18 protein-coding genes are annotated in these 20,655 nt (G+C 72.8%); 7 read left to right on the top strand and 11 right to left on the bottom strand.

The features are described from left to right. Positions 1–131 precede the first annotated feature (131 nt). The 4 genes from L6E17_RS13390 to L6E17_RS13375 all read left to right on the top strand — a co-directional run bounded on the left by L6E17_RS13390 (position 132) and on the right by L6E17_RS13375 (position 4,876). Positions 132–827 (top strand): hypothetical protein, encoded by a 696-nt coding sequence (locus tag L6E17_RS13390; protein WP_236241343.1) that lies wholly within the window; start codon positions 132–134, stop codon positions 825–827. A 110-nt stretch (positions 828–937) separates the two neighbouring features. After that, positions 938–1,753 (top strand): DsbA family protein, encoded by an 816-nt coding sequence (locus L6E17_RS13385; protein ID WP_236241000.1) that lies wholly within the window; start codon positions 938–940, stop codon positions 1,751–1,753. 138 nt (positions 1,754–1,891) lie between these two features. Then, entirely contained in the window at positions 1,892–3,565 is a 1,674-nt protein-coding gene (locus L6E17_RS13380; protein ID WP_236240999.1) for an alkaline phosphatase, read from the top strand. Between the two features lie 297 nt (positions 3,566–3,862). Beyond that, complete coding sequence (locus L6E17_RS13375; RefSeq protein ID WP_236240998.1) at positions 3,863–4,876, top strand: zinc metalloprotease; 1,014 nt, start codon at positions 3,863–3,865, stop codon at positions 4,874–4,876. A 231-nt stretch (positions 4,877–5,107) separates the two neighbouring features. On the opposite strand, the gene L6E17_RS13370 is transcribed toward L6E17_RS13375, so the two are convergent. Further along, complete coding sequence (locus tag L6E17_RS13370; protein WP_236240997.1) at positions 5,108–5,677, bottom strand: dienelactone hydrolase family protein; 570 nt, start codon at positions 5,675–5,677, stop codon at positions 5,108–5,110. A 39-nt stretch (positions 5,678–5,716) separates the two neighbouring features. Between L6E17_RS13370 and L6E17_RS13365 the strand changes: the two genes are divergently transcribed. Continuing rightward, positions 5,717–6,796: a mechanosensitive ion channel family protein gene (locus L6E17_RS13365; protein ID WP_236240996.1), complete on the top strand. Its 1,080-nt coding sequence runs from the start codon at positions 5,717–5,719 to the stop codon at positions 6,794–6,796. A 10-nt stretch (positions 6,797–6,806) separates the two neighbouring features. On the opposite strand, the gene L6E17_RS13360 is transcribed toward L6E17_RS13365, so the two are convergent. From L6E17_RS13360 to L6E17_RS31460, 5 genes are all read right to left on the bottom strand, one after another. Continuing rightward, the gene (locus L6E17_RS13360) at positions 6,807–8,393 is read right to left on the bottom strand and encodes a Na+/H+ antiporter (protein ID WP_236240995.1); all 1,587 of its coding nucleotides are present in this window, start codon (positions 8,391–8,393) and stop codon (positions 6,807–6,809) included. A gap of 465 nt (positions 8,394–8,858) precedes the next feature. Then, positions 8,859–9,326: a GNAT family N-acetyltransferase gene (locus L6E17_RS13355; RefSeq protein ID WP_236240994.1), complete on the bottom strand. Its 468-nt coding sequence runs from the start codon at positions 9,324–9,326 to the stop codon at positions 8,859–8,861. Then, on the bottom strand, positions 9,323–10,264 hold the full coding sequence (locus L6E17_RS13350) for an RluA family pseudouridine synthase (protein WP_236240993.1): 942 nt from the start codon (positions 10,262–10,264) through the stop codon (positions 9,323–9,325). The genes L6E17_RS13355 and L6E17_RS13350 overlap by 4 nt, the downstream gene beginning before the upstream one ends. A 77-nt stretch (positions 10,265–10,341) precedes the next feature. Beyond that, complete coding sequence (lspA, locus tag L6E17_RS13345) at positions 10,342–10,902, bottom strand: signal peptidase II (protein WP_236240992.1); 561 nt, start codon at positions 10,900–10,902, stop codon at positions 10,342–10,344. 109 nt (positions 10,903–11,011) lie between these two features. Next, positions 11,012–11,491 (bottom strand): TraR/DksA family transcriptional regulator, encoded by a 480-nt coding sequence (locus tag L6E17_RS31460; RefSeq protein ID WP_374109050.1) that lies wholly within the window; start codon positions 11,489–11,491, stop codon positions 11,012–11,014. A gap of 681 nt (positions 11,492–12,172) precedes the next feature. Here L6E17_RS31460 and L6E17_RS13335 point away from each other — a divergent pair. Next, a complete protein-coding gene (locus L6E17_RS13335) occupies positions 12,173–12,841 on the top strand; it encodes a hypothetical protein (RefSeq protein ID WP_236241364.1) in 669 nt (222 codons plus the stop codon). A gap of 545 nt (positions 12,842–13,386) precedes the next feature. Beyond that, complete coding sequence (gene ileS, locus L6E17_RS13330) at positions 13,387–16,566, top strand: isoleucine--tRNA ligase (protein WP_236240991.1); 3,180 nt, start codon at positions 13,387–13,389, stop codon at positions 16,564–16,566. A gap of 345 nt (positions 16,567–16,911) precedes the next feature. Here ileS and L6E17_RS13325 read toward each other — a convergent pair whose 3' ends face one another. The 5 genes from L6E17_RS13325 to pgeF all read right to left on the bottom strand — a co-directional run bounded on the left by L6E17_RS13325 (position 16,912) and on the right by pgeF (position 20,650). Further along, positions 16,912–17,997, bottom strand: coding sequence for a DivIVA domain-containing protein (locus tag L6E17_RS13325; RefSeq protein WP_236240990.1), 1,086 nt, complete (start codon positions 17,995–17,997; stop codon positions 16,912–16,914). A gap of 50 nt (positions 17,998–18,047) precedes the next feature. After that, a complete protein-coding gene (locus L6E17_RS13320) occupies positions 18,048–18,344 on the bottom strand; it encodes a YggT family protein (protein ID WP_071265473.1) in 297 nt (98 codons plus the stop codon). An 80-nt stretch (positions 18,345–18,424) separates the two neighbouring features. Further along, the gene (locus L6E17_RS13315) at positions 18,425–19,042 is read right to left on the bottom strand and encodes a cell division protein SepF (RefSeq protein WP_236240989.1); all 618 of its coding nucleotides are present in this window, start codon (positions 19,040–19,042) and stop codon (positions 18,425–18,427) included. A gap of 124 nt (positions 19,043–19,166) precedes the next feature. Next, positions 19,167–19,886 carry a YggS family pyridoxal phosphate-dependent enzyme gene (locus L6E17_RS13310; protein WP_236240988.1) on the bottom strand — a complete coding sequence of 240 codons (720 nt, stop codon included), beginning with the start codon at positions 19,884–19,886 and terminating at the stop codon, positions 19,167–19,169. Further along, positions 19,883–20,650: a peptidoglycan editing factor PgeF gene (gene pgeF / locus L6E17_RS13305; RefSeq protein WP_236240987.1), complete on the bottom strand. Its 768-nt coding sequence runs from the start codon at positions 20,648–20,650 to the stop codon at positions 19,883–19,885. The genes L6E17_RS13310 and pgeF overlap by 4 nt, the downstream gene beginning before the upstream one ends. Positions 20,651–20,655: the final 5 nt, after the last annotated feature.

Raw genomic sequence — 20,655 nt, 5'->3', positions numbered from 1 at the left:
TGGCGGGTGCCGCGCGGAGGTGGGTGGGGCGGGGCCGCGGGCCGCCGGCGCGCCGGGGGCGGAACCGGCCCGGCGGTCGGTTTAGCGGGCTCTTACGCGCGGGCGTGGCACACTCTCCGACGATGGACGCGATGGACGGCATAGCCGGGACCCGGTTGAGGGGGCTGCGGGCAGCGATCTTCACGGCACTCGTCGTGACGCTGTCCGTCGCCTCCCATGTGCTGCTGTCCGGCGTGCCGCTCCCCGTGACGGCCGTCCTGCTGGTGGCGGGCGGCGTGTTCGCCGCGGCCTACGCCCTGGCGGGGCGGGAGCGCGGCTTCTGGGCCATCGCGGGTCTGCTGGTGCCGCTGGAGCTGGCCGCGGACACGGTGTTCACGGCCGGCCAGCACACCTGCTACGGGCCGTCCGGCGGGCCCGTCGCCGGCTCCCTGCGCGCGGTCGGGCTGGACGTGCTGTGCGGTGACTTCCTGGGCGCGCCCCTGCCGGGGGTGACCGCGCCCGACTCCGCGGTGGGCGCGCTGGTCCACTCCCCCGATCCCGCCGTGCCGTGGCTGCTGCTGGCGGCGCACGTGGCGGTCGGGCTGGCCGCGGCCGCCTGGCTGCGGCGCGGCGAGGCGGCGTTGGCCCGGCTGGCGCGCGCGGCGGCGACCTCCACGTTCCGGCCGCTGCTGACCGCCTGCGCCGTCGTCGTGGCGGTCGCCCTGGGCGACGGCGGGCGCCGGGTCCCGTCCGCCCGGCCGCGGGTGCGGGCCCGGGCGTCCCGTACGCGCCTGCTGGTGCACTCCGTCGGGCGGCGGGGGCCGCCGCGCGGGGCCGCGCTCGCCTGAGACGCGGGCCGCTCTCGTCCGGGGCACGGGCGGGAGCGCGCAGCGTGGACTCGGGAGGGCACCGCGACCCCCACCCCACCCCTCGTTTCCGCAGACGGAGATACACCACCATGAGTGCACGCAACAGCAAGGCCAACAAGGCGGCGGCCCGGGAGCGCCTGCGCCTCGAGCGCGAGCGGCAGGCGAAGAAGGAGAAGCTGCGCCGCCAGCTCACCGTCGGCCTGGTCGGCGTGGGCGTGCTGGCGCTGACCGGCGGCATCGGCTACGCCGTCGTCCAGGCCAACAAGCCCACGGCCTGGGAGGCGGCGGCCGAGGTCAAGGACGTCAAGGCCCCGAAGAACACCTCCGGTGAGAACGGGACCACGGTCGTCGTCGGCAAGGCGACGGCGAAGAAGACGCTGGAGATCTACGAGGACGCGCGCTGCCCGGTCTGCGCCGTGTTCGAGCAGCAGGTCGGCGAGACGGTCGCGAAGGACGTCGAGGCGGGCAAGTACAAGCTCCGCTTCGTGGGCGCCTCCTTCATCGACAACAGCTTCCCGGGCGAGGGCTCGAAGAACGCCCTGTCCGCGATGGGGGCGGCGCTCAACGTGAGCCCCGAGGCGTTCATGGAGTTCAAGTCGGCGCTGTTCTCCACGAACTTCCACCCGGAGGAGTCGGAGGACAAGTTCGCGAAGGACTCCTACCTGCTGGAGATCGCGGACACCGTCCCCGCGCTGAAGAGCAACGAGCAGTTCAAGAAGGACGTCGAGGACGGCACCTTCGACGCGTGGGCGCTGAAGATGTCGGAGACCTTCAACAAGAGCGGCGTCGAGGGCACCCCGACGCTGAAGATGGACGGCAAGAAGGTGACGGGTGCGGACGGCCAGGGCACGCCGATGACCGCTGCCGACTTCACCGCGGCGATCGACAAGGCCCTCAAGGGCTGACGCCTCCCTGCCCCGGAAGGGCCCGCTCCACCGGAGCGGGCCCTTCCGTGTATGACCGGCGAACACCGGCCAACCACCGCGCGAAGAGGCCGACTTACGGCGTACCCGTGAGTAATGTGACGGGTAGTCTGATCGGCCGTGACCAGTCGAAACACCCTGCACACCCGCGTCCCCAGCCGCCGTACGGTCGTCAAGGCCGCCGCCGCCACCGCTGTCGCCGCGCCCGCCCTGCTCGCCGCCGCCCCGCCCGCCGCCGCGGACACCCGAGCCCCCGCCTTCCTCCACGGTGTCGCCTCCGGTGACCCCCTGCCCGACGGCGTCCTGCTCTGGACCCGTGTGACCCCGGCCCCGGACGCCACCCCCGGCTCCGGGAAGGGGCCGGAGACGGAGGTGAGATGGGAGGTCGCCGAGGACAGGTCGTTCACCCGCACCGTCGCCCGCGGCACCGCTGTGGCGGGCGCCGGCTCCGACCACACCGTGAAGGTGGACGTGCGGGGGCTGCGCCCGGCCACCTCCTACTGGTTCCGGTTCGCGGCCGGGGACGCGGGGAGCGGCGCGGAGGTCCTGTCCCCCGCGGGCCGTACGCGCACGGCGCCCGCGTACGACGCCGCGCTGCCCGGCATCCGGTTCGGCGTGGCCTCCTGCGCGAACTGGGAGGCGGGTTACTTCGCCGCGTACCGCCACCTCGCCGCCCGCACCGACCTGGACGCGGTGCTCCACCTCGGCGACTACATCTACGAGTACGGCTCCGGGCAGTACCCGAAGACCGGCAGGGTGCTGCGGCCGCACGAGCCGCGGCACGAGATCGTCACCCTCGCCGACTACCGGGTCCGGCACGCCACGTACAAGACGGACCCCGACCTGCAGGCGCTGCACGCGGCGCACCCGGTGATCGCGATATGGGACGACCACGAGTTCGCCGACGACACGTGGTCCGGCGGCGCCGACAACCACAGCCCGGAGAGCGAGGGCGCGTGGGCGGAGCGCGTGGCGGCCGCGAAGCGCGCCTACTTCGAGTGGATGCCGGTGCGCACGTCCACCGAGGGCACGGTCTACCGTCGGCTGCGCTACGGCAGGCTGGCCGACCTGCACCTGCTGGACCTGCGGTCGTTCCGCTCGCAGCAGACCAGGGCGGGCAGCGGGCAGGCGGACGACCCGGAGCGCACCATCACGGGCCGCGCCCAGCTCGACTGGCTGAAGGCGGGGCTGGCGTCCTCGGACGCGACGTGGCGGCTGGTCGGCACGTCGGTGATGGTCTCGCCGGTGGCGTTCGGGTCGCTTCCGGCCCACCTGCTGGGGCCGGTGGCCGAACTGCTGGGCCTGCCGGCGGGCGGGCTCGCGGTCAACACGGACCAGTGGGACGGCTACACCGACGACCGCAGGGAGCTGCTCGCGCACCTGACGGAGCGGGGGGTGGGCAACACCGTCTTCCTCACCGGGGACATCCACATGGCGTGGGCGAACGACGTGCCGGTGACCGCGGCCACCTACCCGAAGTCGCCGTCGGCGGCGACGGAGTTCGTGGTGACGTCGGTGACCTCGGACAATCTGGACGACATCCTGCGCGTCCCGGCGAACACCGCCTCGTACGTGGCGGCTGCGGCCATCAAGGCGGCCAACCGCCATGTGCACTGGGTGGACATGGACCACCACGGGTACGGCGTCCTCGACGTGACCGCGGAGCGGTCGCAGATGGACTACTACGTGATCTCGCAGCGCAAGGACCCCGCCGCCTCGGCGCGGTGGGCGCGCTCCTACCGGACGCTGAGCGGAACGCAGAAGGTCGAGCGGGTGTACACGCCGGTCCGCTGAGCTGACGCAAGGGCGATTGTCAGCCAACATCGGCCCTGTTAACCGAAGATCACAGTCGTGTGGCGGGCGGTGCGTCCGGGGAGATCGAATCCGGACACACCGCCCGCTCGCGTCAGCGTCTTCGTTACGTCCGCATCTCAACTTCCGGGACGGACCGCAGGTTTTCTCACCGATGTCTCCATTTCCTCAACGATTGATTGGGCTGGAACGATTCTCTTCCAGATCTGACATGGCCACGTAATGTCCTCCGGCGGTGGCGAGGAAGGTCCTCCCACAACCCCCCGCGAGGAGTCACCCATGCGTGCTCTTGCCCGAATATCGCCGCGTACGGCCCACCGCGTCCTGGGTGCCACGGTCCTGGCCGGAACCCTGGCCCTGGCTCCGTTCTCCGCGCCCACCGGCGCCTCCGCCGCCACCGCCACGGCCGCCACCGCCGCCGAGGAGTGCGAGGAGACCGGCACGAGCGCCCACGCCCGCGAGGCGCACCCCGGGGAGGGCGTCCACAAGCACGAGCCCAACGAGGTGACCCCCGCCAAGGCCGAGGCCATGGAGCGGGACCTGAGGAAGAAGCTGAAGGCGGCCGCGGTCAAGGGCCTGGACGGCGGCCGCTTCGACGCCGCCGGGGCGCAGGCCGCCGCGACCTCCGTCCCGGTCTACTTCCACGTCATCCACGACGGCGCCAAGGGCAAGCTGTCGAGCACCGACATCAACGCGCAGATGGCGGTCCTCAACTCCGCCTTCGGCGGCCAGGGCTCCGGCAACGCCGACTCCGGCTTCCAGTTCACGCTGGCCGGGACCACCTACACGGACAACGCCGCCTGGTACAACCTCTCCTCCGGCTCGCAGGAGGAGAAGGAGATGAAGTCGACGCTCCGCCAGGGCGGCGCGGGGGCCCTGAACTTCTACACCGCCAACCTCAGCGACGGCCTCCTCGGCTGGGCCACCTTCCCGTCCTCGTACAAGTCCAACCCGGAGATGGACGGCGTCGTCGTCCTGGACGCCTCCCTGCCGGGCGGCTCCGCCCCCAACTACAACGAGGGCGACACCGCCACCCACGAGGTGGGCCACTGGATGGGCCTGTACCACACCTTCCAGGGCGGCTGCAACGGCAACGGCGACTACGTGGCGGACACCGCGGCCGAGAAGAGCCCCGCGTACCAGTGCCCCGAGGGCAGGGACTCCTGCACCCGCAAGGCGGGCCTGGACCCGATCCACAACTTCATGGACTACACGTACGACTCCTGCATGTACCAGTTCACCCCCGGTCAGGTGCAGCGCATGCAGGACCACTGGGTCGCCTACCGCGCCTGACGGGCGCACCGCCGGCCCTCCGGGACCGGCACGGGACCACGGGCACGGGCACGGTGCGGCGGGGACGCGGCACCGTGCCCGTGCCCCGCGCGCGTGCGGGGCGGCGGGTCACCGCGGCGATCCTCCAGGCCGACCTCGCCCGTGCCCCGCGCGCCTGCGGGGCGGGCGCGCGGCCCGTCCGCAGCGCGGGCGCCGCCCCCGCCCGATGCTCCGCGGGAGCCGGCCCGGGGCTCACAGCTCCTCCAGGTACGCCAGGACCGCCGCCCACGTCGCCTCCGCCGCCTCCTCGTCGTGGTCCGGCAGGTCCGGGTCGGTGTACAGGTGGCCGGCGCCCCGGTACCGGTGCACCTCCACGTCCGCACCGGCCCGCTCCATGGCGAGGTACCAGGAGTTCAGCCAGTCGTCCGGCTCGTACACGTCCGGGTCCGCGAGGTGCAGCCGGACCGGCAGGCCGTCCAGCGACGGGCCCTCCCCCACGTCGTACGTGCCGTGCAGCAGGAGCAGCCCGCGGGCCTTCTCGTCGCCGGTGGCCAGGATCTGCGCGAACGCGGCGCCCAGGGAGAGGCCCGCGTAGACCAGCCCCCGCTCGGAGTGCAGGGCGGCGGCGCGCACGGCCCGGCGCACCAGCTCGTCCCAGCCGATGCGGTCCCTGATCGCCAGGCCCTCCTCCGCCGTGCCGGCGGTTTGCCCCTCGTAGAGGTCGGGCACGTGCACCTGGTGCCCGGCGGCCCGCAGCCGCTCGGCGGCGGCGTGCACGGCCGGGCGCAACCCGTACATCGAGTGGAACAGCATGATCTCCATCCGGTCATGGTGCCACTCGCCGTCTAGCGTGTCGGAGTCATGGAGAACGTACTGCGTCCGTTGATCGTGCTCGGTGGCTCGGTCGTCCTGACCCTGCTCGTCGGCTGGCTGGCCGACCAGCTGCTGCAGAGGGTCGACGTCCGCCGCCCCGAGACCCCGCTGTGGGGCATGCTGCGCCGCTGCCGGCTGCCCCTGCAGACGGTGCTGCTGACCGCCCTCCTGCGCGGCTCCTACGAGCAGACGCAGTGGCGGATCATCCGGGACCACGAGGTCGGCATCGGCCGTGCGCTGACCGTCCTGCTGATCGGGGCGAGCGCCTGGCTGGTGGTGCGGATCGCGTCCGCCGCCGTGGAGGCCACGTACGCCCGCTACGCCGCGTTGACGACCGACGCCGCACGGGTCCGCCGGGTCCGCACCCAGGTCACCCTGATCATGCGGATCGTCACGGCGGTCGTCGGGGTCGTGGCCGTCGCGGCGATGCTGCTGACGTTCCCCGACTTCCGCGCGATCGGGACGTCGATGCTGGCGTCCGCGGGCATCATCGGCATCGTCGCCGGCGTGGCCGCGCAGTCCACGCTCAGCAACATGTTCGCCGGGTTCCAGATCGCGTTCGGCGACATGGTGCGCATCGGCGACACCGTGGTGGTGGACGGCGAGTGGGGCGTGGTGGAGGAGGTGACGCTGACCTTCCTCACCGTGCGGACCTGGGACGAGCGCCGGCTCACCATGCCCGTGTCGTACTTCACCAGCAAGCCGTTCGAGAACTGGTCGCGCGGCGGCGCCCAGATCACCGGCACGGTCTTCTTCCACCTCGACCACGCGGCGCCGGTGGCCCTGATGCGGGAGCGGCTCAGGCAGCTGGTGGAGCAGTCCCCCGTGTGGGACGGGCGCGGCTGGTCGCTCGTCGTCACCGACACGACGCCGAGCACGATGGTGGTGCGGGCCGTGGTCACCGCGAAGGACGCCGACGACCTGTGGACGCTGCGCTGCTCCGTGCGGGAGGAGCTCATCGCCTGGCTGTACGCCCGGCACCCGTACGCGCTGCCCCGCGTCGCCACGATGCCGGCGCCCGACCGCCATGACGGCGGCGGCACGGCCGCCCGCCGCGACGACGGCTGAGGCGGGAGGCTCAGCGCAGGCTGCGGACGTCGAGCCGGTGCAGCACCCGGTCGACGACCTCCGGGTCCGCGCCCGGCTCCGTACGGGCAGCCAGCACCTCGCGGCGGGCGGCCGACATCAGCTCCCGCCGGATGCGCAGGACGAGTCCGATCCGCTCCCTGCGCCCGCCGTGTCCCGCCTGCCGTCCGGCGTCCCCGGCATCGGGACTGACCAGCGCGCCGATGTCGTACGCCGTGCCGCGCAGCCGCTCCACGAGCTCCTCCGGCAGGCCCTCTTCCGCCTCGATCTGCCTCAGGCGCCGCTTGGCGGCGTGGGCGGCGCGCACCGCGAGCTCCCGCTCCAGCCGCCGTTCGGCGCCGGTGTCGGCGCGCACCCCGAGCCGCCCCACCAGCCAGGGCAGGGTGAGGCCCTGCACGACGAGCGTGGCCATGATGACGCAGAAGGCGACGAAGACGATCTCGTCGCGGCCGGGGAACGGCTCCCCCGCGTCCGTGCGGTACGGGAGGGCCAGCGCGAGGGCGACGGTCGCGACGCCCCGCATGCCGGACCACCACATGACGACGGCCTCCCGCCACGTCATGGGGATCTCCTCGGCGGTGTCGCGCCGCGAGTGCAGCCGCTTGGCCAGCCAGGTGGCGGGCAGCAGCCACAGCAGCCGGACCGCGACGACGGTGGCGGCGACCGCCGCGCCCCAGCCGAGCATGTCCGGCAGCCGGCCCCCGGCGCTGTCGAGGACGGTGCTCAGCTCCAGGCCGACGAGGCCGAACGCGACCCCGGTGACGAGGGTGTCGACGACCTCCCAGAAGGAGCGCCCGGTGAGCCGCCCCAGCACGTCGTCGGCGTCCACCGTGTACGCGGACAGGGTGAGAGCCGTGACCAGCACGGCCAGCACGCCGGAGCCGTGCAGCTCCTCGGAGACGGCGTACGCCGCGAAGGGCAGCAGGAGCGTGAGGCCGGTGCGGAGGGTGGCGTCGCCGAGGGCGTCCATGAGGCGGCCGCCGAGCCGGCCGAAAGCGAAGCCGACGGCGACGGCGACGACGGCGGACAGCAGCAGCGCCACGGCGGCACCGCCCCAGGAGAACGCCCCGGCGACCACCGCGCCGACCGCCACGTGGTAGACGACGATCGCCGTCACGTCGTTGAAGAGGCCCTCGCCCTCCAGGATGGACACCAGCCTGCGGGGCAGCCCCAGCGAGCCGGCGACGGCGGTCGCGGCGACGGGGTCGGGAGGGGCGACGAGCGCCCCGAGCGCGACGGCCGCGGCGATCGGCAGGCCCGGCACCACGGTGTGCGCGACGGCGCCGACGGCGGCGGTGGTGACGAGGACCAGCGCCACCGCGAGCAGCAGGATGGGCCGCCGGTTCGCGGCGAACTGCCGCCAGGAGGTGCGCTGCACGGTCGCGTACAGCAGCGGAGGGAGCACCAGCGGAAGGATGAACTCGGGCGGGATGTCGACGTCCGGCACGAACGGCAGCAGCGCCAGGGCCACTCCGAGGAGCGTCATCAGCACCGGTGCCGGCAGGCCGAGGCGGTCTCCCAGCGGCACGGTCACGACCGCGCCGAGGAGCAGGACGAGCAGCAGCGCCAACTGGTCCACGGTGCGCCATCCTCCGCACGCTCACGACGCGACGAACCCCGGGCCCCCACCCTGCCACGGCACACGGCGGCAGCCCGGCAACCCCGCACCCGCTGCCATCGTGGCGCCGCCTTCCGCCATGGCCGCGCGCCGCCCGGGACCTGACACAGCGCCACAGGGTCGGCCACGGGCCCGGCGCAGCAGCAGCCCTCGCGCAGGGCGGGCCGTGCATGTGCCGGAACGGACGGACGTGTGCGTGCCGGGACGGCGGCATGCGGGACGGCCGGGCATGTGCCGGGACGGACGGCCGTGCATGTACCGCCACGGCGGCATGCGGGACGGCCGCCGGTAGGCGGGACGGCCGGTCCGCTCCCGGCTGCCGGAGGGACCGTCGCCGGGGGCCATGGCCCCGGACGTCACGGCCCCGGGAGTCACGGCCCCGGACGTCATGGTCCGCAGCCGCCCGCGGGGCAGGTCGCCGGGCCGTCAGAGCGTGCGGCGCATCGCCCGGTGCGGCATGCCCGCGTCGAGGAACTCGCCGCCGTACGCCACGTAGCCGAGCCGCTCGTAGAACCGCAGGGCGTGCGTCTGCGCGTGGAGGTCCACGGCGGTCAGTCCGCGGGCCCGCGCCGCGTCCTCGATGCCGCGGACGAGGGCGGCGCCCACACCGAGACCGCGCGCCGCCCGGGTGACCGCGAGGCGGCCCAGGGACCCGACGCCCGCGGCGCCGCCCGTCCTGCCGGCGGCGTCCGGTCCGTGCAGCAGCCGACCGGTGCCGAGCGCGGTCCCGTCGTGCCCGCGGACGGCGAGGACGTGCACGGCGGTGGCGTCGTACGCGTCGTACTCCAGGTCCTCGGGCACGCCCTGCTCGACGACGAACACCTCGCGCCGGACGGCGAAGGCGGCCTTCCTGTCCGCCTCGTCGTCGGCTATGCGCACCGCGAAGGGGCTCATGCGCTCTCCGCGGCGATGGTGTCCAGAGCCTGCTGGAGGTCGTCCGGGTAGGTGCTCTCGAACTCGACCCAGCGGCCGTCCGAGGGGTGCTCGAAGCCCAGCCGTACGGCGTGCAGCCACTGGCGGGTCAGGCGCAGCCGCTTGGCGAGGGTCGGGTCGGCGCCGTAGGTGAGGTCGCCGACACACGGGTGGCGGTGGGCGGACATGTGGACGCGGATCTGGTGCGTCCGGCCGGTCTCCAGCTTGATGTCCAGCAGGGAGGCCGCCCGGTACGCCTCGATCAGGTCGTAGTGGGTGACGGACGGCTTGCCGTCGGCGGTGACCGCCCACTTGTAGTCGTGGTTCGGGTGCCGGCCGATCGGCGCGTCGATGGTGCCGCTGAGCGGGTCGGGGTGCCCCTGCACCAGCGCGTGGTAGCGCTTGTCGACGACCCGCTCGCGGAACTGCGCCTTCAGCAGGGTGTACGCGCGCTCGGACTTGGCGACCACCATCAGGCCGGACGTGCCGACATCCAGCCGGTGCACGATGCCCTGCCGCTCGGCGGCGCCCGACGTCGAGATGCGGTATCCGGCGGCGGCGAGCCCGCCGATCACGGTCGTCCCCGTCCAGCCGGGGCTCGGGTGGGCGGCGACACCCACGGGCTTCACGATCACGACGATGTCGTCGTCGTCGTGGACGATCTCCATGCCCTCGACCGGTTCGGCCACGATCTGCACGGGGGCGGGCGCCGCCGGCATCTCCACTTCCAGCCAGGCACCCCCCGTGACCCGCTCGGACTTGCCGACGACGGCCCCGTCCACCAGGACCTTCCCGGCCGCGGCCAGCTCGGCGGCCTTCGTGCGGGAGAACCCGAACATACGGGCGATGGCGGCGTCGACGCGCTCGCCTTCGAGGCCGTCGGGAACGGGCAGGGTGCGGATCTCGGGAATCGTGCTCACCCGTCGAGTATGCCCTGTCCGCGCACTCACCCGGTCGGCCCTGTGGACAACCGCCCGGACGCCCCGGCCCCGGACGGTCAGTCCTTGTGGACGGTGCCGTCCGGGTCGAGGCCCCGGAAGGAGAGGATCACGATCAGGAACCCGCCGCAGACGATCGCGGAGTCAGCGAGGTTGAAGACGGCGAAGTGGGCCGGTGCGATGAAGTCCACCACCGCGCCCTCGAAGACGCCCGGGGCGCGGAAGATCCGGTCGGTGAGGTTGCCGAGAGCACCGCCGAGCAGCAGCCCCAGCGCGATCGCCCAGGGCAGGCTGTACAGCTTGCGGGCGATGCGCATGATCACCACGACCACCGCGACCGCGATGACCGTGAAGATCACGGTGAAGGCCTCGCCGATGCCGAAGGCCGCGCCCGGGTTCCGCACCGCCTCCAGCTTCAGCAGGCCCTCGATCAGCACGATCGGCTCGTGGTGCTCCAGCCTGGCCACGACCAGCATCTTGCTGCCGAGGTCCAGCAGGTACGCCACAAGGGCCACGGCGACGAGCGCCGCGATCCTCCGCCTGCCCTTGCGCGGCTCGGCGGGCGCCCCGGCCGCGTCGTCCGCATCCGGCGTACCGATGACGTGCTCCGCCTCTGTCACGTGAGTCCCTCAACCTAGGTGCCTGACTGTGACGAGGGTACGGCACACGCGTACGGGTCCGGACGGGTCCCGTGCGGCGGCCGCGGCCGCCTGCCGCGCCGCCGGCGGGTCAGCCCCGCCGCTCCTGCTTCTGCTTGTCCTCGACACACAGCGTGGCGCGCGGGAACGCCTGCATGCGGGCCTTCCCGATGGGCTTGCCGCACACCTCGCACAGGCCGTACGTGCCTGTGTCGAGCCGCTCCAACGCGTGCTCGGTCTGCTCCAGGGTGGCCCGGGCGTTCGCGGCCAGGGCCATCTCGTGCTCCCGTGTGATGTTCTTCGTACCGGTGTCGGCCTCGTCGTGCCCCGCGCCGTCGCCGGAGTCGCGCATCAGGCCCGTCAGCGCGGTCTCGGATGCGGCGAGCTCGTGCTGGAGCCGGTGGATCTCGCCCTCCAGCTCGGCGCGGGCCTCGGCGACCTCCTCTGCAGTCCACGGCTCCTCGCCCGGCCGTACGGCGAGGTCCTCGGGCGCCGCCTCGGCGAGCCCGCGCGCCGGGGGGACCCCCGCGCCGGCCGTCGCCTCCATGTCCGCCGTCTTCTTCGCTGCCACCGTCGGGTCTCCTGTCTGCTCTGCGGCCGAGGCCGCGGGTGCGGCCTTCCTCCCGGCCTTGGCGGCCGTGGCCTTCCTGGCCGCCGACCTCTTGGCGGCGGCCTCCTTGGCGGCGGTCCGCCCGGAGGCGGCCTTTCCGGCGCCGGCCTCCCGCGCGGCCGGCTCCTGCTTCCCGGCCCCCGCGGCAGCCGCCCGCCTGGCGGGGCCTTCCCGGCGGCCGCCTCCTTGGCGGGCGCCTTCTCCGCGCGGGCCTTCGTGCGTGCTTCCGCCGTCCTCTTCCCCGCCGCAGCCGTCATGACGCCGCTTTCCGAGGCCGCCGCCTCTCCCGGTGCCCCGCCCTCCTGCGCGGACGCGGCGGCCTTCCGTGCGGGCGCCCTCCGGGCCGGCCCCTCGATCCGCGTGCCCGTAGTCCTTCCAGCCGTCCTTTTCCCCGCCGTGGCGCCCGTGACGCCCTCGCCCGCCGCCTCCCCTGCACCTTCCCCGCGCCGGGCGGGCGCCTCCTTCGAGACGGCCCTCTTGGCGCCCGACTTCCCGGAGCCCGCCGCCGACTGCCTGCCGGCCTCGGTCTCCGCGGCGGCACCTGCGGCGGAGGCCGCCTTTCCGGAGGCGGCGGCTTTCCCGGATGCCGCCTTCCTGGCAGCGGTCTGCTCGGCAGCCGACTTCCCGGAGGCGGCCCTGCCGGTGGCCGCCTTCTCGGTGCTGCCCCCCTCCGATGCCACCCCGCGAGCCGCGGCCTCCTCAGCCACGCTCTTCCCGGGCGCCTTCTTGGCGACAGCCGCCTTCTTGGCAGCGGCCGCCTTCTTCGCGGGAGCCGCCTTCTTCGCAGCCGCCTTCTTCGCGGGGGCCGCCTTCTTCGCAGCCGCCTTCTTGGTGGCCACCTCCTTGGCGGGTGCCGCCTTCTTGGCGGGAGCCGCCTCCTTGACGGCGGCCGCCTTCTTGACCGGAGCCGCCTTCTTCGCGGCGGTCGCCTTCTTGGTGGCGGCCGCCCTTTTAGCGGAAGCTGCTTCCTTCGCTGGAGCCGCCCTCCTGGTCTCGGCCGCCTTCTTCGTGGGAGCGGCCTTCTTCGCGGGAGCAGCCTTCTTCGCGGCCGCCCGCTTGGTGGCAGCCGCCTCCTTCGAGGGAGTCGCCTTCTTGGTGGCGGTCGCCTTATTCGCGGAAGCCGCCCTCTTCGTGGCGGTCGCCTTCTTGGCGGAAGCCGCCCTCTTCGCCGGCGCAGCCGTCTTCGCAGCGGCCTTCTTCCCGGTCGGCGCGGTGGCGGGGGCCTTGGCCGCCGCGGACTTGCGCGCGGCCGTCCCGGTCGCCCTCGCGGTCTGCTTCGCCACCATGCCGCGACCCCTTCACAAATTGTGATCTTGCTCGCGAATCGTGCTGGGACGATAAATCGACCCAAGTCCGGCGGCAACGGGGCGCGCCGCCGGTTCCACCGGCCCGGCACGCCCCGCGGGAAGCCTGGAGGGTTTGTGCCCAGGTCCCGGGGCGATAACCACCCACTTCACCCTCTAGAGGAAATATGTCCTGATATGCCCATTCGGCGGTGTGCGACACGCATGCCGGAGGGGCGCGGAGAAATGCGGTCGGCCCGTGTCGGCGGGGGCCCGTACACTGGGCGGAGCGAAAGGCGTGGATGGGGACGAGTAGCGTCGCGAGCGGCCATGAGCGACCCGGGGACGGTGAGAGCCCGGGGGCGAGCACGATGTGAAACATCACCCCGGAGCCGCCGGAAGAACACCTCGGCGTGCGGGCCCGGCCCGCGGCGCAAGGTCAGTAGAACCGGCTTCGCGACCCGAATGAGGGGACCACGGGTGTGACGCCCGGGGTCAAGGAGGGTGGTACCGCGGGAGCGCATGGCTCTCGTCCCTCCGACGGAACGACGAACCTGTCCGCCGGAGGATTCGATGTCGCAGTACCGTCAGGTACCCGCACAGGTCGACCTGCCCGCCCTTGAGCACGCCGTGCTCGACTTCTGGCGCGAGCAGAAGATCTTCGCCAAGAGCCTGGAGCAGTCCGAGGGCCGCCCGGAGTGGGTGTTCTACGAGGGCCCGCCGACGGCCAACGGCATGCCCGGCGCCCACCACATCGAGGCCCGCGTCTTCAAGGACGTGTTCCCGCGCTTCCGCACGATGCGCGGCTACCACGTGGCCCGCAAGGCGGGCTGGGACTGCCACGGCCTGCCGGTGGAGCTCGCCGTCGAGAAGCAGCTGGGCTTCTCCGGCAAGAAGGACATCGAGGCCTTCGGCATCGCCGAGTTCAACGAGCAGTGCCGTGCCTCCGTCTCCCGCCACACCGACGCCTTCGCGGAGCTCACGACCCGCATGGGCTACTGGGTCGACCTGGACGAGGCGTACTGGACGCTGAACCCCGAGTACATCGACTCGGTGTGGTGGTCCCTGAAGGAGATCTTCGACAAGGGCCTCCTCGTCCAGGACCACCGGGTGGCACCCTGGTGCCCGCGCTGCGGCACCGGCCTGTCCGACCACGAGCTGGCCCAGGGCTACGAGACGGTCGTCGACCCGTCCGTGTACGTCCGCTTCCCGCTCACCTCCGGCCCGCTGGCCGGCGAAGCGTCCCTCGTCGTCTGGACGACGACCCCCTGGACCCTGGTGTCCAACACCGCCGTGGCTGCGCACCCCGAGGTCACGTACGTCGTCGCCACCGACGGCGAGGAGAAGCTGGTCGTCGCCGAGCCGCTGCTCGCCAAGGCCCTCGGAGAGGGCTGGGAGTCCACCGGGCAGACCTTCACCGGCGCGGAGATGGAGCGCTGGGAGTACCAGCGCCCGTTCGAGCTGGTCGACTTCCCCGCCCCGGGCGAGGGCGGCGGCGAGTCCGCCCCCGAGCGGTCCCACTTCGTGGTCAACGCCGAGTACGTCACCACCGAGGACGGCACGGGCCTCGTCCACCAGGCGCCCGCCTTCGGTGAGGACGACCTCAAGGTCTGCCGCGCCTACGGGCTGCCGGTGGTGAACCCGGTCCGCGCGGACGGCACCTTCGAGGAGTCCGTCGGCCTGGTCGGCGGCCAGTTCTTCAAGAAGGCCGACGAAGCGCTGACGGCCGACCTGGAGGCACGCGGCCTGCTGTTCAAGCACATCGCGTACGAGCACAGCTACCCGCACTGCTGGCGCTGCCACACGGCGCTGCTCTACTACGCGCAGCCCTCCTGGTACATCCGCACGACCGCGGTCAAGGACCGCCTGCTGGCGGAGAACCAGGCCACCAACTGGTACCCGAGCTCCGTCAAGGACGGCCGCTTCGGCGACTGGCTGAACAACAACATCGACTGGGCGCTGTCCCGCAACCGCTACTGGGGCACCCCGCTGCCGGTGTGGCGCTGCGAGCAGGACCACCTGACCGTCGTGGGCTCCCGCGCCGAGCTGGGCGGGCTCGCGGGCCGCGACCTGTCGGACTTCGACCCGCACCGCCCGTTCATCGACGAGGTCACCTTCGACTGCCCGGAGTGCGGCACCACCGCCACGCGGGTGCCCGAGGTGATCGACTGCTGGTACGACGCCGGTTCGATGCCGTTCGCGCAGTGGGGCTACCCGTACAAGAACAAGGACCTCTTCGAGAAGCGCTTCCCCGCGCAGTTCATCTCGGAGGCCATCGACCAGACCCGCGGCTGGTTCTACACGCTGATGGCCATCGGCACACTCGTTTTCGACAAGTCGCCGTACGAGAACGTGGTCTGCCTGGGGCACATCCTGGCCGAGGACGGCCGGAAGATGTCCAAGCACCTGGGCAACATCCTCCAGCCGATCCCGCTCATGGACCAGCACGGCGCGGACGCCGTGCGCTGGTTCATGGCGGCCGGCGGCTCCCCGTGGGCGGCCCGCCGGGTAGGCCACGGCACCATCCAGGAGGTCGTCCGCAAGACGCTCCTCACGTACTGGAACACGGTCGCCTTCCAGGCCCTGTACGCCCGCACGGCGGGCTGGGCCCCGTCCGACGCCGACCCGGCGCCGGCCGAGCGGCCCGTGCTGGACCGCTGGCTGCTCAGCGAGCTGCACGCGCTGACGGACCAGGTCACGCAGGCCCTGGAGGCGTACGACACGCAGCGGGCCGGCAAGCTGCTGTCGGCGTTCGTCGACGACCTGTCGAACTGGTACGTGCGCCGCTCGCGCCGCCGGTTCTGGCAGGGCGACCCGGCCGCGCTGCGCACCCTGCACGACGTGGTCGAGACGATCACGCGGCTGCTGGCCCCGCTGGTCCCGTTCATCACCGAGCGGGTCTGGCAGGACCTGGTCGTCCCGGTGACCCCGGACGCGCCGGAGTCGGTGCACCTGTCGACCTGGCCCGAAGCCGACCTGTCGGCGATCGACCCGGAGCTGTCGCAGCAGATGGCGCTGGTGCGCCGGCTGGTGGAGCTGGGCCGCGCCACGCGCGCGGAGTCCGGGGTGAAGACCCGTCAGCCGCTGTCGCGGGCCCTGGTGGCCGCGGCCGGGTTCGAGGCGCTCTCCCCCGAGCTGCGCGCCCAGATCACCGACGAGCTGAACGTCTCGTCGCTGGCGTCGCTGGCCGACTCCGCCGGCGCGGCGGACGGCGGCTCGCTGGTCGACACGACGGCGAAGGCCAACTTCCGGGCGCTGGGCAAGCGGTTCGGCAAGCGGGTCCAGGACATCGCCAAGGCCATCGCGGCGGCGGACGCGGCAGCGCTGTCGCGGGCACTGCGGGACGGCGAGGCCACCATCGAGGTCGACGGCGAGACGGTCGCCCTCGCGCCCGACGAGGTGATCATCACCGAGACCCCGCGTGAGGGCTGGTCGGTGGCGTCCGACGCCGGAGCGACGGTCGCGCTCGACCTGGAGATCACGCCGGAGCTGCGGCGTGCGGGCCTCGCCCGCGACGCGATCCGGCTGATCCAGGAGGCCCGCAAGAACAGCGGCCTCGACGTGGCGGACCGGATCGCGCTGCGCTGGGAGTCCGCGGACGGCGACGTCGCCTCCGCGCTCGGCGAGCACGCGGCGCTCATCGCGGAGGAGGTGCTGGCGACGGACTTCGCGCGCGGCGAGGCCGACGGGACGTACGGCGAGCCGTTCACCGACGAGTCGCTGTCCCTCACCTTCCGCCTCCGCAAGGCCTGACCCCGGCGGGGCTCCCCTCCCCCGCCCCCGCTCCGGAGCCCCGGCGCCGCCCTCGGCGGGCCGGGGCTCTGCGCGATCCGCTCTGCGTGGTCAAGGGGCACGCACCCGTACTGCTGCCGTCCGCGCTTTCGACAGCCCCGGTTCCTCGCGCCTCGGGCTCCGCCGCACGCGCCCGCCGTTCCTGTGGCCACACCACGCCGGTGTGCATCGGGCGGGCCGGGCCTCACGCGAGCCACTGCCGGTCGGCAACCGGACCGCGAGCGCACGGACAGGCAAAGGGCCGGGGCCCGCACACCGATGGTGTGCGGGCCCCGGCCCTGCTGCCGACTGCCGACGGCGGCTACGTCAGTTGTCGTCCTCGTCGATGAGGAAGCCCCGCATCGGGGACGGCGCCTGCTGCATCGGCTGCGGCGCCTGCGGCCGCACCGGAGCCATCGGCTGCGTCATGGCCGGCGACATCTGCTGCTGGCCGCCGTAGGACGGGCCACCGCCCATCCCGGGCGCGCCGCCCATGGTCTGGTTGCCACCGTACGAGGGGCCGCTCGCACCGGCCGACGCCATCGACGGGGACGGCGGCAGCGACGGGGCCGCGGACGGGGTGCGCGGCGGCGCCAGCGACTCGTCGCCCTGGCTCTCCAGCTGACGCAGCTGGCTCTCCAGGTACGACTTCAGACGCGTGCGGTACTCGCGCTCGAAGCCGCGCAGGTCCTCGACCTTGCGCTCCAGCGTGGCGCGGGCGGACTCCAGGGAGCCCATCGCGACGCGGTGCTTCTCCTGCGCGTCCCGCTCCAGCGCGTCGGCCTTGGCGCGGGCGTCCCGCTCCAGGCCCTCGGCACGCGAACGGGCCTCACCGACGATCTTGTTGGCCTCGGCGCGGGCCTCGGCGATCGCCTGGTCGGCGGTCTGCTGGGCCAGCGACAGGACACGCGCGGCGCTGTCACCGCCCGGGCCCTGCTGCGGCATGCCGGGACCACCCATGGGGCCGCCCATCGGACCACCCATCGGGCCGCCCATGGGACCGCCCTGCATGGGGCCGGGGCCCTGCGGGCCACCGTGACCGGGACCGGCCGGCAGCTGCGGCGCACCGCCCGGCAGCTGGGGCGGGCCCATCTGCGGCTGCTGCTGGACCGGCGGACCGGATATCCCGGCGGGCACCGGAGCTCCCGGACCGCCGGGGCCGCCAGGACCCCCGGGGCCGGCGGGTCGCTCCTGCTGCTCCGGTGGTTTGCGCATGGCCTGCTGCTGGTTCTGCGCGGCGGCGCGCGTCGCGGCCGCCAGCTTGGCGCGCAGATCCTCGTTCTCGCGGAGCAGGCGCGTCAGCTCGGCCTCGACCTCGTCGAGGAAGGCATCGACCTCGTCCTCGTCATAGCCTTCTCGGAGGCGGACGGTCGTGAACTGCTTGTTCCGCACGTCCTCGGGGGTCAGCGGCATCTCTTCTTCACCTCTACGTAGTCGTCGGCAGTCGGCAGGACCGTTATCGCTCACACCCCCATCGCGAGGCTACCCACGATGTTCAGCAGGATGTACACGATGATCATCAGAACGAAGAAGGACAGGTCGAGTGCCACGCTCCCGAGACGCAGCGGTGGGATGAACCGCCGCAGAAGCTTCAGTGGTGGATCGGTGACAGTGTAGGTGGCCTCCAGAACGACCACCATCGCCTTGCCAGGTTGCCAGGATCGGGCGAACTGGAAGACGTAATCCATGACCAGCCGGAAGATCAGCACGACCATGAAGCAGGCCAAGGCGATGTAGATCACCTGCAGTACGACGCCCATGCCGTGCTTCCCTCTCCCCTGGCTCTCGTCTCACCGGCCTGCCGGCCGGGCCGTTCCGGTCTCGTGTCCGTGCTCTGGTCTCAGCTCTGGTTGAAGAATCCGCCCTCTGCGATGCGGGCCTTGTCCTCCGCCGTAACGTCGACGTTAGCAGGCGACAACAGGAACACCTTCTGCGTCACTCGCTCAATGCTGCCATGGAGCCCGAAGACCAGTCCGGCGGCAAAGTCGACAAGTCGCTTCGCGTCCGTGTCGTCCATCTCCGTGAGGTTCATGATCACCGGGGTGCCCTCGCGGAAGTGTTCCCCGATGGTACGGGCCTCGTTGTAGGTCCTCGGGTGCAGCGTGGTGATGCGGTAGGGCTCCCGCTCGGACACGACCTTGGGCATGATCACCGGTGCGCTCTTCTCCAGACTGGGGCGTTCAGGTGTGATGGACGCCACGGGGGCGATCCGTGCGGGTCGGCCACTGTCCGCGGGGAGCGCGACAGGCTCGCGCTGGGCCGGCGGCTGCGCCACCGGGGTGTGGACCGGCTCCTCGCGCTCCACCTGATGCGGGGGCTGGTGACGTCGCCGGTCGCGCTCCGGCTCCGGCTCGAGCTCGGGTTCGAAGTCGTCATCGGGGTCGAAGCCCCGGCCGTCGTACCCATCGTCCTCCACGAGGCCGAGGTAGACCGCCATCTTGCGCATCGCGCCGGCCATTCTCTGAGTCCTCCGCTCTGTGGTGGATCGGCAACGTCACGTCGCGCCTGCGATCCACGTGGCCTGTCCGCCTATTGGCGGAAATGACCATATTTTCTACTGTGGTCCGACTTGCTTCGCGACGTTACCCGAGCCGGGGACGGACTCCGAGTACCGCCGTGCCGATGCGCACATGTGTCGCCCCGGCCGCGACGGCGTCCTCAAGGTCCGCGCTCATCCCTGCTGACACCATGTTCGCAGCCGGATGTGCCGCGCGCAGGCGGGATGACAATTCCATCAGCCGGTCGAACGCGGCGCGTTGCCGTCCCGCGTACGGACCGGCCAGCGGCGCCACCGTCATCAGGCCGCGCAGCCGCAGCCCCTCGGCCGCTTCCACCGCGTCCGCCACCTCGCCGAGGCCCTCCGGAGCGAGCCCGCCCCGGTCCCCGCGCTCGCCCGACTCCGCGTCAAGGGCCACCTGCACAAGGCAGTCGAGCTCCCGGCCGTTCCGCACCGCCGCCGCGGACAGGGCGGAAACCAGCCTCAACCGGTCTACGGACTGCACAACCTGGGCATATCCAGCGACCGACTTGGCCTTGTTCGTCTGGAGTTGACCGACGAAGTGCCAGGTCAGATCGAGGTCGGCACAGGCAGCCGCCTTCGGGCGGGCGTCCTGGTCCTTGTTCTCCGCGACGTGGCGCACGCCCAGCTCGTGCAGGAGCCGGACGTCGTCGGCGGGGTAGGTCTTGGTGACCACGATGAGGGTCACGTCCTCCCGCCTGCGCCCGGCGGCGGCGCAGGCGGCAGCGATACGTTCCTCCACCCGCGCCAGGTTCTCGGCGAGTTCCGCCTTGCGGTCCGTCACCCGTCGCCTCCTTCCGGTCCTTCCGGCTGGGAGGCGTCCAGCCAGACGTAACCCGCGAGCCGCCCGGTCGTGCGGTCGCGGCGGTACGAGAAGTGGTCGGCTGACTCCCGGGTGCAGACCGCGGAGGCGCGACGGTCCCGCACCCCGAGCCGCTCCAGCTGGGCGTGGACCCCGGCGACGACGTCGACGGCCGGGGTGCCCCAGCCGGTCTCCGCCCGGGCGGCCGGCTCGACGGCGGCGACCTCGTCCCGCATGGCCGCGGGCACCTCGTAGCAGCGCCCGCAGACGGCGGGTCCGGTCCTGGCGGTGATCCGGGCCGGCTCGGCGCCCAGGGAGACCATCGCCTCCACGGTCGCCGGGACCACCCCGGCGACCATGCCGGGGCGGCCCGCGTGGGCGGCCGCGACGACACCGGCGACCGGGTCGGCGAGCAGGACGGGAACGCAGTCGGCGGTGAGGACGGCGAGCGGAAGCCCGCGTCGGGCGGTGACCACCGCGTCCCCTTCCGGAACTTCCGCTTCCGCCGGCCAGGGGCCGTCGACCACGTGCACCGCACGGCCGTGGACCTGGCGCATCCACACGACGTGCGCGGGATCGACCCCCAGCGCCCTGGCCGCGAGGTTCCGGTTCTCGCGTACGGCGGCCGGGTCGTCCCCCACCGCGCCGCCGAGGTTGAGCTCCTCGTACGGAACGGCGCTCACCCCGCCCCACCGGTCGGTGAAGGCGAAGTGCGCGCCGTCCGCGGAGTCGTGCTGCCCTATCACTCCGG

This window comes from Streptomyces sp. CC228A (genome assembly GCF_021390935.1).
Taxonomy (GTDB): domain Bacteria; phylum Actinomycetota; class Actinomycetes; order Streptomycetales; family Streptomycetaceae; genus Streptomyces.
Note: the sequence above shows the minus strand (reverse complement) of the source record. Positions and strands in the feature narration are given on the sequence as shown.